Origin of the sequence: Kordia sp. SMS9, from assembly GCF_003352465.1 — a bacterium.
In the GTDB taxonomy this organism is placed as follows: Bacteria; Bacteroidota; Bacteroidia; order Flavobacteriales; family Flavobacteriaceae; genus Kordia.
This window is the reverse complement of record NZ_CP031153.1, coordinates 2793196-2809286: the sequence shown is the minus strand read 5'-3', so window position 1 is coordinate 2809286 and position 16091 is coordinate 2793196. Positions and strand designations below refer to the sequence as shown.

At 36.8% G+C, this 16091-nt stretch carries 14 protein-coding genes; 1 reads left to right on the top strand and 13 read right to left on the bottom strand.

Translation table 11 applies throughout. The annotated features are described in order from the left end of the window. Nucleotides 1–142 precede the first annotated feature (142 nt). Nucleotides 143–1288 (bottom strand): carboxypeptidase-like regulatory domain-containing protein, encoded by a 1146-nt coding sequence (locus KORDIASMS9_RS12120; protein ID WP_162819912.1) that lies wholly within the window; start codon nucleotides 1286–1288, stop codon nucleotides 143–145. Nucleotides 1289–1608: 320 nt separating this feature from the next. On the opposite strand from KORDIASMS9_RS12120, the gene KORDIASMS9_RS12115 reads away from it, so the two are divergent. Continuing rightward, entirely contained in the window at nucleotides 1609–2709 is a 1101-nt protein-coding gene (locus tag KORDIASMS9_RS12115) for a glycoside hydrolase family 3 N-terminal domain-containing protein (RefSeq protein WP_114903091.1), read from the top strand. 98 nt (nucleotides 2710–2807) lie between these two features. Here KORDIASMS9_RS12115 and KORDIASMS9_RS12110 read toward each other — a convergent pair whose 3' ends face one another. From KORDIASMS9_RS12110 to bshC, 12 genes are all read right to left on the bottom strand, one after another. Continuing rightward, the gene (locus KORDIASMS9_RS12110; protein ID WP_114903090.1) at nucleotides 2808–3314 is read right to left on the bottom strand and encodes a hypothetical protein; all 507 of its coding nucleotides are present in this window, start codon (nucleotides 3312–3314) and stop codon (nucleotides 2808–2810) included. Nucleotides 3315–4025: 711 nt separating this feature from the next. Continuing rightward, on the bottom strand, nucleotides 4026–5963 hold the full coding sequence (gene yidC, locus KORDIASMS9_RS12100; protein WP_114903089.1) for a membrane protein insertase YidC: 1938 nt from the start codon (nucleotides 5961–5963) through the stop codon (nucleotides 4026–4028). 103 nt (nucleotides 5964–6066) lie between these two features. Further along, the gene (locus KORDIASMS9_RS12095; RefSeq protein ID WP_114903088.1) at nucleotides 6067–7701 is read right to left on the bottom strand and encodes a CTP synthase; all 1635 of its coding nucleotides are present in this window, start codon (nucleotides 7699–7701) and stop codon (nucleotides 6067–6069) included. A gap of 198 nt (nucleotides 7702–7899) precedes the next feature. Next, nucleotides 7900–8256, bottom strand: coding sequence for a hypothetical protein (locus KORDIASMS9_RS12090; RefSeq protein WP_114903087.1), 357 nt, complete (start codon nucleotides 8254–8256; stop codon nucleotides 7900–7902). Nucleotides 8257–8277: 21 nt separating this feature from the next. Beyond that, nucleotides 8278–8742: a hypothetical protein gene (locus tag KORDIASMS9_RS12085; protein ID WP_114903086.1), complete on the bottom strand. Its 465-nt coding sequence runs from the start codon at nucleotides 8740–8742 to the stop codon at nucleotides 8278–8280. A 23-nt stretch (nucleotides 8743–8765) separates the two neighbouring features. Continuing rightward, a complete protein-coding gene (locus tag KORDIASMS9_RS12080) occupies nucleotides 8766–9362 on the bottom strand; it encodes an N-acetylmuramoyl-L-alanine amidase (RefSeq protein ID WP_114903085.1) in 597 nt (198 codons plus the stop codon). A gap of 233 nt (nucleotides 9363–9595) precedes the next feature. Then, nucleotides 9596–9841, bottom strand: a complete 246-nt coding sequence (locus KORDIASMS9_RS12075) for a DUF3820 family protein (RefSeq protein WP_114903084.1) — start codon at nucleotides 9839–9841, stop codon at nucleotides 9596–9598. Next, nucleotides 9834–10388, bottom strand: a complete 555-nt coding sequence (locus KORDIASMS9_RS12070; RefSeq protein WP_114903083.1) for a DUF922 domain-containing protein — start codon at nucleotides 10386–10388, stop codon at nucleotides 9834–9836. Before KORDIASMS9_RS12070 ends, KORDIASMS9_RS12075 begins: the two co-directional genes overlap by 8 nt. Continuing rightward, on the bottom strand, nucleotides 10389–10790 hold the full coding sequence (locus KORDIASMS9_RS12065) for an OsmC family protein (RefSeq protein ID WP_114903082.1): 402 nt from the start codon (nucleotides 10788–10790) through the stop codon (nucleotides 10389–10391). It lies immediately after the preceding gene. A gap of 16 nt (nucleotides 10791–10806) precedes the next feature. Beyond that, nucleotides 10807–12738, bottom strand: a complete 1932-nt coding sequence (locus tag KORDIASMS9_RS12060; protein WP_162819911.1) for a LysM peptidoglycan-binding domain-containing protein — start codon at nucleotides 12736–12738, stop codon at nucleotides 10807–10809. Nucleotides 12739–12755: 17 nt separating this feature from the next. Then, entirely contained in the window at nucleotides 12756–14291 is a 1536-nt protein-coding gene (guaA, locus tag KORDIASMS9_RS12055) for a glutamine-hydrolyzing GMP synthase (RefSeq protein ID WP_114903080.1), read from the bottom strand. 138 nt (nucleotides 14292–14429) lie between these two features. Further along, entirely contained in the window at nucleotides 14430–16037 is a 1608-nt protein-coding gene (gene bshC, locus KORDIASMS9_RS12050; protein WP_114903079.1) for a bacillithiol biosynthesis cysteine-adding enzyme BshC, read from the bottom strand. Nucleotides 16038–16091: the final 54 nt, after the last annotated feature.

Genomic DNA, 16091 nt, shown 5'->3' with positions numbered 1-16091 from the left:
TGATTTTATGCCTCGAATAAGCGAAAACTAATTTTAATTCTATGCATCGCATTTTATAGTAGAATTGGTATAATACCAATTTACACAAAAAAAAGCCTGAATGGAAAGAACATTCAGGCTTTTTGGTATATTACATTTCTAACTACAATGTAGAAAGTTCAAATACTAAATATTCTAACAATCTGTCTACAGTGTTGAAGCCGTCGTCGTGATTTTCCGTATGAAATGAAGAGTAAAACACGCCGCCTTGCCCTACTAGAAATGTAAACGCTAAGTCTTTATTTTCTGTGATTTCTGTACCTGAAATGTCAGCGTAGGTTACAGGTCCGTTGAACCAACTGATGACACTTGTATCGTTGGCACTGTCTACTACTTGCCAACCTGACAAAAATTGATCTAAGAGAATGGTATTGTTGTTACTGATGGAAATTCCAAAATTAATTTGCAACCAATCTATTAAGTTTTGATCAAAAATAGTTGCTTCTGTTGCTGTGGAACGTCCGCTTCTTTCAGGATCTAAAAAGTCTATGTATTGTTGTCCGTCTCCAGTAATTCCTTCTAAATATATAAATGCCCAATCCGTTGCGTATAAGATTCCGCCATTGCTTACATATTGTGTAATATTATCATTGAATTGTGTAAAGTTTTCACTCAATCCACAGTTTAAAAAGATGATGTCATATTCTTCAAGTAATACCGGATCTGCGATTAAGTCTGCAAAATTGAAATCGACATTTGGCGCCAAAACATCGTCTGTTTTGGAACTAAAAGCACCTGTACTTGCTGCGTGATGGTGTCCATGATGATTGACAACTTCACTACTTCTTCCAAAATAATTTCCTGAAATAATATCAAACAATGGTTCTTGTGTGAACGGATTTACCAAGCCAATGTCATATAACACTGATTCAATATGATCAAAGTTTCCTGTAACTACAGCAATTCTTGGAAAGCTTTCAATAGGAATATCGGGAATGTCAAGGTTTTCATCTTCCGTAACTGCAACAGTTCTTTCAGAACTAAACAATCCTTTTTGAAGTGCGATTGTATATTCGCCTGCGGTTAGATTTGATAGAGTAAAAGTTCCATCAGTTGCTGATAAAGTTTCAGAGATAATTGTGCCTTCTCTACTTGCGGTAATCAATCCATTGACAATAGGATCTGCGTTATTGGGTGCTAAAAATTTTCCTGAAATACTACTTTCTGCCAATGGAGCAGTTTCATGGTCCTTTTCACACGAAAGTAAAAAAGAAAAAATGAGTGCTACAAGTGTTATTTTTTTTATCATTTGTGGTGTAATTTTTGGTTTCGTTGTTGTTCTATAGACGTAGAAATCACTTTGGGGTTGCGTCATCTTATACACTTTAATAAATTCATTCAGAAGCTTTTAAGTGTATACCTTATGTAATTAAAACAATTAAAAGTTTGAAATTCCCCTAATTTGATTTGAAAACACGCAATAACTCCCCAATTTTTCTGTTGATAGTTTTGTGATACGTTGTAGCATCTACTTTTTATTTCATCATTTTTTAGCGTATATTTCGATGAAACAGGCACGGCTTTTGCCTTGCAATGTATAAGTAGCTTTTGAGCGTTAAAATTATAAAGATGAAATTGAAGTTAGGATTTGGTTTAATGATGTATTTTTTGATGGGAAACTCGATGTTTTCACAAAGTATAGCAACCGATAGTTTAGATATTAAAATTGGGCAGATGCTTATGTTAGGCATTGGTGACGATACCGAAATTAGTCCTGATAATAAGATTTTGGCAGATATTAAAGCGCAAAAACTAGGCGGTGTTTTGTTGTATGAGAAAAATATTTCTAAGACAAATTCTGTAACTATTTTAAAAAAATTAGTCACTTCGTTAAAACAAGAAGCGACACTTCCATTGTTGGTCAGTATTGATGAAGAAGGCGGAAAGGTAAACCGCTTGAAGCAGAAATATGGGTTTCCAAAAACAGTTTCTGCGAAGTATTTAGGTGAAGTAAACGATATTGATTCCACAAAGTATTACAGCGACATTGTTGCACATAATTTGTTGGATTTAGGCATCAACGTGAATTATGCACCTGTGTTGGATGTAGATAATGAGGATAATCCACCGATTGGAAAAAATCACCGTGCGTTTTCTAAAGATCCAAAAGAGATTATCAAACATGCACGCCAAGTGGTGAAAAGTCACCGATATTTTAATGTAAAAACGGTAGTGAAACATTTTCCTGGACATGGAAATTCGCGCCAAGATTCACATTATAATGTGACCGATGTGAGCAAGTATTGGCAACAGCAAGAAGTGTTTCCGTATATTAAGTTGTTGTATGAAGGCAATGTAGATGCCATTATGACGGCGCATATTGTCAATGATCAATTAGATGATTCTAAATTACCTGCGACGCTTTCTAAAAAAATCATGACCGATTATTTACGTGGCGATCTCGGTTTTGACGGCGTTATTTTTTCTGACGATATGCAAATGAAAGCGATTGCGGATCAATTTGGTTTTGAGAAATCTATTGAAATGGCGATTTTGGCTGGGGTAGACGTGTTGATGTTTTCCAACCACATTCCCATGAAAGGTCGCGGTATGATTTTACCAAAAGACATCATTGATATTGTCAAAAAGATGATTGTTGATGGGAAGATTTCAGAAAAACGCATTGATGAATCGTATCAACGTATTTTGAAGTTTAAGTCGAACTTGTAAAGTTTTTGTGAAGAGAGTTTTACTCTTTGGTGGAATAGGGTTTTCTTGAGTAATCTTATACTAGCAGTGAGTTATACATGGTGTTAGCAATTAACATCTTAATCATTCGGTTTTGGTTTTTTTGACTCAACTTGCCATCCGATTTGCAATTCAATCTGTAATTCGGCAGTTAACTTTTTTACTACTCTTTCTATTTCTTGGTTGTCCATTTCGCACTCAAAAAAGTTTTTATTAAATAAATCCTCTTTTTTTGAGCCTGGGGCAAGCGAATACCCACCCATACCAGGAATAGGTATCGTAGTGTCATATGTAATTCGAATCACTTTTAAGTTTGAATTATTCTCAAGTAAATCAAAATAAAACTGTTTATGCAATATTACAAGCTTGGGTTCAACAGATTTATTTAATGCTATTTTTTCAAACCATCTGATTACTTCTTGCACTTCGGACACTAATATAGCTGAGAAACATAATTTATTAGAAAAGGATAAATACAAGCTTAATTGATTTATTTCTTGTTGGCAAATATATCCGGTCTGTTCAGATTGATCTTGATATTCTATGTCAAAGTATAAAAAGTCATCGTATATTCCTTTAAAAACCATTTTAGTGTATTTTGCGGTTGTTGCAAGCGTGTTTGTGTAAGATTAGTTCCGTGGTTGAACAACTAATTTAGTAAAAGAAAACGAACTAGATTGTAAGTGGTATTAATTTTAGGATTTTATAGGGAAACTTAAAAGAAAGATGTTTGTAAAAGGGTTGAAAATCAGTTGTTTTTTGGATACTACCGATACTACCTATTTTAGCGATTTCATTGAAAATTCTCAATAAAAAGCCGTTAGAAACGTTCTCGCAGCAATGCAACAAGCTTTCCAACGCATTTGAAACGTTCTCGCAGTGTTGCAGGAAGCTTTCGGGAACTTGCGAAACGTTCTCGCAGTGCTGCAACAAGCTTTCGGGAACTTGCGAAACGTTCTCGCAGTGCTGCAACAAGCTTTCGGGAACTTACAAAACGGTCTCGCAGATCTGCAACAAGCTTTCGGGAGCTTACGAAACGGTCTCGCAGTACTGCAGGAAGCTTCCGCTAGCAGACGAAACATCCAAGTAGAAAAACAGGCATATACTAAACTAGAACTCTTACGAGATGCATCCACAGTATACAATGATAACTGTTGAATTTTATCCAAAAAAAAAGCTCCCCAAAATTGAAGAGCTTTTATATAATGTAAAATATTCTTGCTTTCTAATTTCCTGCTTCAGCAAGAAAGTCTAAAAGCGTTCACACTGAGCGAAGTCGAAGTGAAGCGATCTAAACTCTACTTCCCTTTTGCTTTTTTCTGTGCTTCCGCTTGCTCCATCATCGCTTGCATTTTCTTTTGGAAACGATTTTGCTTTTTCGGTTTCTTTTTGTTGATCTCTATTTGCGCGTGAATCTTGTCTTCATCAATGATGTATTTTTTAATGACTAACATGATTCCGATCGTAATTAAATTCGATACAAAATAGTATAAACTCAATCCACTTGCGTAGTTGTTGAAGAAGAATAACATTAGTAATGGTGAGAAATACATCATGTATTTCATCATTTTACTCATGTCTGGCATTCCTTCTTGCGATGGTTGTTGCATAGAACTCATTTGTTGTCCCGTAGTCATTCGCATGTAGAAGAAAATGGCAATCGACGCTAAGATTGGAAATAAACTGATGTGATCTCCATATAACGGAATGCTAAATCCTTCCGGGAATTTGTAAATGGTATCATACGACGATAAATCATCTGCCCATAAGAAACTTTTTTGTCGCAACTCAAATGCCGATGGGAAGAACATGAATAATGCGTAGAATACCGGAATTTGTAGCAATGCTGGAATACAACCTGCCATCGGACTTACGCCTGCTTTCCCATATAATTTCATGGTTTCTTGCTGCTTCTTCATAGCATCATCCTTGTACTTTGTGTTGATTTCGTTGATTTCTGGACGAATCACTTTCATCTTCGCTTGCGATAAGTACGATTTGTAAGTAATTGGCGATAGTAACAATCGAACCATAATTGTCATCACAACAATAGCGATTCCCGCTGGTAAGAACATACTCAAAAATCCAAACAACGGAATTAAGAAATACCGGTTTATCCAACCAAAAATTCCCCAACCTAAGGGTACAATTTCGTCTAGGTTTCTATCATAAGCCGACAAGGTTTCATAGTCTGTTGGACCGTGATACATGTCCATAGTATAGTTCAATTCGCCACCTTTCAATTCTAAAGGAATCGTGGAACTAAAGTTTTTTAAGAATTCTACATCTTTCTCTGGCATTTCACTGTCCACAATGTTTTGCGACGTTAAATTGGCTCTTCTAAAAGGTGTGTCTGATAGTAAAATTGACGTAAAGAAGTGTTGTTTGTAACCAATCCACGTAACGCCTTTTGGGTTCTCCTCATCATCCGTTTGACCTAAATAGCTGTCTTTCCCATCTTCATATTCGTAATGCACATCGGTATAACGGTTTTCGTAGGTTACACTTTTCGCGTGACGGAAACTTTTCAGCTTCCACTCCATGTTTACGGGTTGACTCGCATTGATAACACCGTTTAGTCCTTGCGAACGCACTGTGAAATCCATCATATAATCGTCTTTCAACTCATACAAATACTCTAAATATTTGTTTGGTGCTACTTTCAACTTCATGGAAAGCGTTTTTGTATCGCCGTTTTCCGTGTATGTAGGTTCAAACGCTAAATCTTTCGTATTGATCACACGATTGTCTGCGGTCGTTAAGCTTAATCCAAATGAAGCATTTCCGTCTTTGATTAAGTATACAGGAAGTGAATCGTAGGTTTTTAATTCCTCAAATTTATCTTTTATCAATTGTCCTTTGACACGTGCTTCTATGATTTGTCCACCTTTGTTACTTATTTTTAAAGAAAGTAATTGGTTTTCAATCGTAGTCACTTGATCCATAGAAACTTTTCCAGCATTGAAGCCAAAAGCACCTGTAGCACTTTTATATTGTGCCACTTGCGTGGAATCGTTCAAATTTAAGGTTGAAGTATCTGGAACTGCTGTATTTGTCTTAGCAATTCCTGTGCTATCGGTGGTAACTTGTTCTGTTTTATTTTTTTCTGCGGCTGCTTTTTTAGCTGCAGCTTCCTCTTCAGGTGTAGGTTTCATGGTGTTTAACCAAAAAACTCCAATTAAAGCTATTAGTGCAAATCCTAATAGTTGTTTGTAATCAAACTTGTTTTCTTCCATTAATCATTTAATTTATGCGAATCTCGTAAAAAGATTTCAATCTATTTGTAATAGACTTCTTTTTTGATTTTTTGTTACTCAAAAAAGTATCCATTTTTCATTTTTATGCCATAGTGGCATCTTGTTTGTTTTCTGCAAAGATCAACGCCGCTTTTACAAATGCCACAAATAGTGGATGCGGATTGGCTACGGTACTTTTATATTCTGGGTGATATTGCACACCGATAAACCACGGATGCGATGGCAATTCTACAATTTCTACCAAACCTGTTTTTGGATTGCGTCCAGTAGCAATTAATCCAGCGTTTTCTAACCTTTCTTTGTAATCGTTGTTGAATTCATATCTGTGGCGATGACGTTCTAAAATCATAGATTTCTCGTAAATGTCATGCACTTTGCTTTCTTCTTTCAACTCACATTCCCAAGCGCCTAAACGCATGGTTCCGCCTTTGTCAGTGATGTCTTTTTGCGCTTCCATTAAGTTGATCACAGGACTTGCCGTATTCGGATTCATTTCTGTAGAGTTGGCACTATCCAATCCTAAAACGTTTCTAGAGAATTCAATAACTGCCATTTGCATTCCTAAGCAGATTCCCAGGAATGGGACATTGTGCTCACGTGCATATTGAACCGCACGAATTTTCCCTTCGATTCCGCGATCTCCAAAACCGGGTGCGACTAAGATTCCGTCTAAGTTTTTAAATTTTTCTGCTATTGTTTTTTCTGTGATGTGTTCTGAGTGAATGGACTCCACATTTACTTTGATTTCGTTTTCTGCACCTGCATGAATGAATGCTTCTAAGATAGACTTGTACGAATCTTGTAATTCTACGTATTTTCCAACCAATCCAATAGTGACTTCACTTTTTGGATTTTTAAGTTTGGTTAAGAATTTATTCCAACGTGTTAAATCGGGCATGCCATCGTCTGCCAAATCGAGCTTTTTCATCACTACGGTATCTAGGCCTTCTTGTAGCATTAAATTTGGCACATCGTAAATGGTTTTGGCATCAATGGATTGAATCACCGCTTCACGCTTCACGTTACAGAACAGCGCTAATTTATGACGCAATTCTTCTGAAAGTTCATGTTCCGTTCTACACACCAATACATCCGCTTTGATTCCGCTTTCCATCAAGGTTTTTACAGAATGCTGTGTCGGTTTTGTTTTGAGTTCACCTGCGGCAGAGAGATACGGCACTAAGGTTAAGTGAATCACCATTCCGTTGCCTTCTCCCAATTCCCACAATAATTGACGAACCGATTCTATATACGGAAGTGACTCAATATCTCCAACGGTTCCGCCAATTTCCGTAATGACAATGTCATAATTTCCAGACTTTCCAAGAATTTGAATGCGTTCTTTGATTTCATTGGTAATATGCGGAATGACTTGCACAGTTTTCCCTAGAAATTCACCTCTGCGTTCTTTTTCAATGACACTTTGGTAAATACGTCCTGTAGTTACATTATTTGCTTGTGAGGTAGGAACATTTAAGAAACGTTCGTAATGTCCTAAATCCAAGTCGGTTTCAGCGCCATCATCGGTTACATAACATTCTCCATGTTCATACGGATTTAAGGTTCCAGGATCCACATTAATGTATGGATCTAGTTTTTGAATCGTTGTTCGGTAACCTCTTGATTGTAATAATTTGGCAAGTGAAGCCGCAATTATTCCTTTTCCCAAAGAAGAGGTCACACCGCCCGTTACAAATATGTATTTGGTTTTTGCCATTCGTGTACTTATGTTGTTGTGTTGTTGTTGTATTCGGCGGCAAAAGTACAAAGAAGAATTTATAATTAATAAAGGTTGAATAACTATTTTTCAAGTGTACTCAACCTTTGCATTTTTTTCTGATAAAACTGATTATCAGGATGCTATGTTTCTTAAAATCAGTCTTACAAAAAGTAGCTTAATTTTTTGATTGTAGTTTTAAGCATTTGCTGTATTGTTATCATCTTCTTTTGGCGTTATAAAACCAATGGCAGTTTCGAGAACCGTATCGAGAATGCTGTTTTTTAAGTGTCCTAATTTTATTTTGGAAACGCCCGCAGCGTATAATCCTTCGAGTACGACCAAATCTTTTTGACTTTCTACTAGCCATTTGTAATCATCGAGCGTAATGTTTCCTTCGGCAAGTAAAGTTGTCCAACGCTCTAGTTTGGCCTTGGAAGCATTTAAGAAGTCTTGCACATCTTTTTTTGATTCTTCTTTTAAATCATCAAATTTTGAACCCATTAAACTTAATAGGTTTCCTTTTAGTTCTTTCAGTAAATCTTTGAAGTCCATGTTGTATGTGTTGTTATGTCGTTATTGTATTCCCAGCATTTGTTGCAATCTCTTTTCGGCAGCAGGATCTTTTTTTCCTTCGTATTGTAAAATTAAATCCAATGCTTCTACTACTTGTCCTTTGGCTTCTTTGATGAAAAAGCTTGACAGTGTTCCTTTTTCTTTCCAGCGTTTTAGAAATCCAGCCGCTAAGTTTTTTTCAGGATTCGCAATCATTTTCCACATCGCGTAACTGATTTGATTGTCTGGCTTATTTTTTTCGTATTCGACCATTTTTTCCAGTTCTGTTTCAAAGTTTTCAATCGCTGCTTTTTGCGAATCGTACGACAGCGTCGCTTTGTCCATTAAGCGTTGTGCATCTACTTTGATTTCCGTTCCTTTTTGATACGAATATTGGTCAAAAGCTGCGGTACGAAGTGTCGCACAAGAGGTAACTAATACCAATGCCAATGCACTAAGATACACTGCATAAAAACGTGTTTTCATAATTGAATGTTATAATTAATAGGTTAAAATAATTCGTTTTGTACTCTTTTGATCGCATCTACATGATAGCGAATGACTTTTTCGCGCCCTTCACGCGTCATTAAGATGGCTTTGCATTCTTCTTCATTGTCCATGAAGAAGTTTTCAGTCAGAATGGCTGGCATTCTAGTATTTTTTAAGACATAAAAGTTTTTTTCTTTGTCTAAATCGCCATCTGAGAAATCGGTACGTAATCTTCTGTTTGGAAATACGCGTTTGTATTCTTCTCCAAAAACTGTGGCTATAGCATCACTTCGGGTATTGCGAACAGAGGTAAATATTTCACTTCCATGTCCGCCACCTGCATTGGAGTGTACGCTGATGTAGAAACAGTTTCGAGAACCGTATTTGTTGGCTCTTCGTACGCGTGTTTGCAAGGTTACATCTCTGTATTCTGGTGCTAAGTTTTCATACGGAATGCGCAATGCGGTTAATTCTTCAATGATTCCATTGACGATAGCGCGATTGAATTCACCTTCAAATAGTTGCGAACCATCATTCCAAATTGGCGAACGTTTTCCGGGTGTTTGATACGTTCCATTAATCAAACCGCCGTGTCCGTTGTCTAATAATACGATCATAATTGTGTGTTTTAAACAAAAAATCCCAAATACAAAATTTATATGGTAAAGACCATTTTAATTTCATTTTGGGGAAAGTTTAAAGATACATATTACACAGAAATTCAGATAGGGTTTTTTTCCCCTTTTTGTGTAGTTGCAATTGTAAGATACTAATTTTATCAACTATTTTTATGATTGATTGCGTAATAATACCAATTTACACATAAAATGATGTTTATAAACTCGTTTTATTACTTTTCAAAATGCTTTTGAATGTTTCGAATCATGGGTTCTAAACCGTTGATTTTGATATCGAGCATTTGTGTGAGTTGTTGCCCGAGTTTGCCTTTCGGGAATCCTTTTTGCTGAAACCATATCAAATAGGCTTCGGGCAAATTGACCAAATACCGATCTTTGTATTTACCGAACGGCATTTTGGCGTGTGCCAATTCTATGAGCAATCGTTGTTGTGTTTCTTTATTTGGTAAATCAGTCATTCGTTGTAGCAGATCGCTTGAAGTTTTTGTATGTGTTAAGTTCTCTTGCAATGCGTTTTTGCCATTGTATTTGTCCTGTGTAATCTCTGGAATAGTCAGAACCTTCATCATACGCTTCTTGCATTTCGCGCAATTCTTTATTGACTTGATTGTAGATTTCAGAGATTTTCTCGCGAATGTTATTTTTATTGAATTTCGCCTGTTTTAATCGCTTTCGAAATTTTCGTGCGTGCAGTTCTGAAATATCAAAATGTAATTGTTCATGTCCCAAAACAGTATCATTGACGCGCTCTTTTAAGTACCAAGATTGCTCTGGATAAAACTGCGCCATCACTCTAGTTTTGTATTCTATTTTGTCACTGTTTGAAAATGTTGTTAAGCTCAATCCGTAGGTAATTCCAGAAGCGGTAATCGCCACAGCATCCGAATTGTAATCTGGCGCACCTTCAAAGTTTCCCCAATGCAGTTTATGATCATGCGACCACGTAATGGTTTCTTCGTCTTGAACGAGGAGAAAAATACAGAGTATGCCAAACAGTTTAACCATTTATTTCCAATGAAATTCAACAATTTTTTCAATATCAGGATGAAGACTGTAATGCACAGGACAAGTATTTGCAGTGTTTTCTAATATTTTTTTGGTTTTGTCGTCCGCTTCAAAAGGCAAGTGAACGTGTACTTCTATCTTTGAAATTCTTCTCGGATTTGACGCCATCGTTTTGGTCACTTCTGCGGTTGTGTTTTCCATATGCACACCTAATTGTGCCGCTTTAATTCCCATTACGGTTAACATACAACTTGCCAATCCTGTTGCAACAGTATCTGTAGGAGAGAACGCTTCTCCTTTGCCATTATTGTCTGTAGGAGCGTCTGTTATGAACTCATTTCCAGATTTTATGTGTGTTGAAACAGTTCTAAGGCTTCCAGTGTAGGTTACTTTTGATGTCATTATTGAGTAGGTTTTATTATTTTGCTTCTTTGATTTCTAATCCGTCGTATTTTACAATGTAAATACCTTCATTGAAGAAACCGCCAAAGGTTTTTTTGCGATAGTTGAACTTGTTTTCTACATAGCTGGTTTCTGTGCCAGTTCGCACACTTTTTGCTAAGTTTTGATCGTACACCAAACGCACTAAGATATCAAATGTAATGTCAAATCCGCGCGTAGCAATTCTACCAGGAGAAATACCATATTCTGCTTTGTAGTTTTTCACAAATTGATTGTCGAGTGATGAAGGCTTGTCTATTGAAGGATAATGAAAATTAAGATTTGCTAAATGACTATTATATATGTTGTCATTGTTATCGTAATTGCTATTTTTATCTGTGGTCAGCAATACAATTTCACGTTTTTCGCTGGTTGCGTACGAGTTTAATACGGAAGTCACGTTGGCAATTAATGATACATCGTCTGTTTCTAAAATCACCCAATTTTCAACGTCTTCTTTTAAATGTGGAAGAATTAAAGTAGGCTTGATATAATTCCCTTCTTCCGGATTGAACACTTTATTATTTGGCAAAATGGATTGCAACGTCGCTTTGATCTTCGTTTTATTCTTATCTGCAATGATGATGACATTTTTGTCTTGCCCATTTTTCTTCATAAATGCCAGCATTTTTTGCTCTAACAGCTTTTTATCTGGAATGGTTTGATACACATTTCTGTGATCTACCTTTTTGCTAGTTAATGGAGAAATAACTGGAATGCCATCCGATTTTAATTCAGCAGCTACGATTTCAACATTCGCGTCTAAAATTGGTCCAATAACTGCATGCATGTCTGTGAAATCATTTTCGGTAACAGCAGCACGTGTGGTGCTTTTCTTTCCGCCATTATCAATCACTTTTACGTTGACAGAAAATCCTAGTTTTTTGATAGAATCCAACGCCATTAAAGAACCTGTATAAAACTCAGTTGCATAGCCTAATAAGCGATCTTTTTTAAGTTTTTCTTTGGTTTGATCGATAGAATCCATTTCCATCTCGTCCAGTTTGAATGGCAACATAATTGCGATGTTCGACACATTTTCAGCGTCTGCATTTTCCAAGAAATTGAACGTATCCATGATAACAGCATCGACAACTTCTAAGTTTGAATCTTCTGTTTTGGCAACCGGAAGTTTTAAGACCATTCCCGCTTTCAAACCATCTTTTAAAGCTGGATTTAATAAGATTAATTCTTCTTCCGTTACACTTAATTTTCGCGTAAGCGTGTACATGGTTTGCTTCGGTTTTACATCGTAAAACACATATTGTTCTGTACTGACAATAGCAGGTTTTTCTGAACGAATAGGCAATTTTATTTCTTGTCCAATTTGCAAACCGTCTTTTATTTCAGGATTGATGTCTTCTAATTCTTCAATCGTTAATCCGTAGCTATGCGCAATTCCCCATTTGGTTTCTTTGGCTTTTACCGTGTATATTTCAAAAGAAGCTTCTTCGGTAGTATCCGTTTCTTCTTCTTTAGTTTCTTCAACAGTTTCGGTTGTTTCTTTGGGTTTGTTTTTAAATTGTGGAATGGCAATGCGATCTCCTTTTTTCAAGCCTTCTTTCGCAACTTTTTCGTTGTATTTTAAAATGTCTTCTTGCGAAACTCCATATTTCTTAGCAATTCCGTACAAGGTTTCTTTTCGTCGCACTTTATGATTGGTAAACGTTACATTTGTGTCTGTAACAACTTTCGTTGATTTGGAAGGAATCACCAACATGCTATTTTTGCGCACGCCTCTTCTTGCTTCTGGATTCAATCTGATAATATCATCCGGACTGATGTCGTACTGTTTTGCAATACTTTCCACCGTTTCACCTCTGGCTACTTTATGATTTGTGTATTGCTGCGCACTCGCACCACAACTCGTCATCAATAGTATTAAAAAAAATCCTAAAAGCTTCTTCATTTTGTATTCTAAGTTTATTATTCCCATTCAATGGTAGCTGGCGGTTTTGAGCTAATGTCATACACTACTCTATTAACGCCTTTTACTTTATTTATTATATCGTTCGATACTTTTTGTAAAAATTTATAGGGTAAATCTACCCAATCTGCCGTCATTCCATCGGTACTTTCTACCGCGCGCAATGCTACTACTTTTTCATAGGTTCGCTCATCGCCCATCACTCCTACTGAGTTTACAGGTAATAAAATTGCGCCTGCTTGCCACACTTTATCATATAAATCCCACTCACGTAATCCATTGATAAACACAGCATCTACTTCTTGTAAGATACGAACTTTTTCCGCAGTGATGTCTCCCAAAATTCTGATTGCCAATCCTGGTCCTGGAAACGGATGACGTCCTAATAATTGTGTGTCCATTCCCATAGAAGCACCAACTCTACGCACCTCATCTTTAAACAATGCTTTTAATGGTTCTACAATTTTTAATTTCATATAATCTGGCAAACCGCCCACATTGTGGTGACTTTTGATGGTAGCACTTGGTCCGCCTGTGGCACTTACACTTTCTATGACATCTGGATAAATGGTTCCTTGTGCCAACCACGTAACGTCTTGTATTTGATGTGCTTCATCGTCAAACACTTCAATAAATACGCGCCCAATGGCTTTGCGTTTTTTCTCAGGTTCGCTTTCTCCAGCTAACGCATCCAAAAAACGTGCCGAAGCATCAACGCCTTTTACATTGAGTCCCATACCTTCATACTGTTGCAACACGCTTGAAAATTCATTTTTGCGCAACAATCCGTTGTTGACAAAGATGCAGTATAAGTTTTTGCCAATGGCTTTGTGCAATAACATCGCTGCTACACTAGAATCAACTCCTCCCGATAAGCCTAAAACGACTTTGTCATTGCCAAGTTTTTCTTTTAACTCTTCAACGGTTTCTTCTACAAACGCGTTTGGTGTCCAATCTGGATCTACATTGGCAATATGTACCAAGAAATTTTCTAGTAATTGCTTTCCATCTGTAGAATGATATACTTCGGGATGAAACTGAATCGCGTATGTAGTTTCACCTTCTATTTTGTAGGCTGCATTTGCGACATCGTGCGTGCTGGCTAATAGTTTTCCATTGGTTGGTAATTGCTTGATGGTATCACTGTGACTCATCCACACTTGACTTCCCGCAGAAATTCCTGCTAAGAAAGGTTCATTTTCTTCTACAAAACTTAGGTTTGCACGTCCATATTCACGAGTGTTCGATTCGGCAACTTGTCCGCCAGAAAAGTGTGCTAAATATTGTGCGCCGTAACAAACACCTAATAATGGTTTTACACCACGAATGCCTTCCAAATTTGGATGAAAAGCATCTTTAGAGCGCACAGACATTGGACTTCCCGAAAGAATGACCGCTTTATACTCGTGTACGTTTGTTGGAATTTTGTTGAATGGATGAATTTCGGAATAGATGTTCAGCTCTCGAACTCTGCGCGCAATGAGTTGTGTGTATTGCGATCCGAAGTCTACGATTAATACCTTGTCGTGTTGCATACGCAAAAGTAGTATTTAGATTTTAGATTTTAAGCGTAGTATCAAAGATTTTTTAACAGGATATTCACAACGAAAAAACCAATCATTTCGTCGATTGAACGACTAAAAATCAGTAGTACTATTGATCTTTTTTATCATCTAAAGTTCCAATACCAAAAATTCGCCCGATAAAGGTTGTAAATGTTTCACTAATGTGGGAATGAGATGTTCGCCGTATTCCAAGTAGCGTTCACTGAAGTTTTCTCGGCGTTCTTGCAACGAGTTGTTTGGAAATAGGCTTTCTTGTAATTCCGTACTTCTAGAAACTTTGTCTTTTAATACTCGTTTTTGCGCTTTTAATAAACGTTTTTCCAAGTGCTGTAAACCTTTGAGTTGCTTTGTTTCTTGTGCCGCCACCGCTCCAAGAAACGATTTATCGGTTTGTTCGGCAAGTGTGTATAAGTCTTTGAATTGCTGTTTTAAGTGCTCTTTTTGTGGTGTGAAATCTATATCAATGTTGCTTAATTCTTTTACTTTTGCAGCAACGAAATCATCTTTTTTTAGAAATAAATCGCGATTGGAAATGTTGAGTTTTTCCATCTTTTCGGATTGTTTCGCGGTTTTGATCACAGCCGAATTTCTGAGTAGTAACATCGGGAACGTCACGTTGACCGCTTCAAAATATGATTTCAGCTCAAACCAATACGCCAATTCTCCTCCACCACCAATGTAGCATAGATTTGGCAGAATGATTTCTTGATACAACGGACGCAATAATGCATTGGGTGAGAAACGCTCTGGATGTGTGTGAACTTCAGTTTTTATTTGCTCCGAGTTCCATCTCACGGAAGTGTTATTCACACTAAAAACACCTTCATTTTCAAGAATTCGCTCGCGGATTCCGTCGTTGATATAGAATAGATTGATTTCGCGCGGATTGACTTGAATTTTATAGTCAGCGCTTGCTTTTGTTAACTGTTTCGCCGTTTCTAGCACTTTTTTGTGTGCCGTTTGCTGAAAGAGTTCGTTTTCAATAAACGGAATGTACAATTGCTTTAACGCTTTGTCGTTTCCATCTACAATGACCAATCCGTATTGTTTGAAGAGTTCGTTGGCAATATAACGCGTAGCATCCGTTAGATTGTTGTGTTTTATATAGCCATCTTCAAAAAGTGAAGCTAAATATTTTGCATTGTTACTGTTGCCCAATTCTTTGGTGAATACGTTTAATACTTCTGATAAGCCTTCCGTAGACAATTCGCCAACAGCGCCACTTGCCTCACGATTCCAACGGAGTTTTTTTCCTTTGTAATTGAAATAACAGATTTCGTCAAAGTCATGATCTTCTGAGGCCATCCAATAGATTGGCACAAAATGATAGTTAGGATGTTTTTCCTGTAATTCCTTCGCCAAATTAATCGTAGAAATGATTTTATATAAAAAGTACAACGGACCTGTAAACAGATTCAACTGATGTCCTGTTGTAATGGTAAATGTATCCTCGTTGGCAAGTTTTTTAATGTTTTGAATCGTTTTTTCAGAAGCTGCAACATTTTTATACTGCGCCAACATGGCTTTCGATAAAATAGCTCTTTGTGAAGCATCCGTTAAATGTGATTGTTGTTTTTCTTGAAGTTGCGCTTCAAAATTCTCCAATTTAGGGAAACGATGGTAAAACGGTTGTAATGCAGGCTTTTCAGCTAAATAATCACAAATTATGGGCGTAAAATATCCAGTTTCACTGTAGGGAATACATTCAGTTGGCATAGTTGGTCGTCAGTATTATAAAGTTGCAAAGATAGCGTTATTTGATTTCGATTT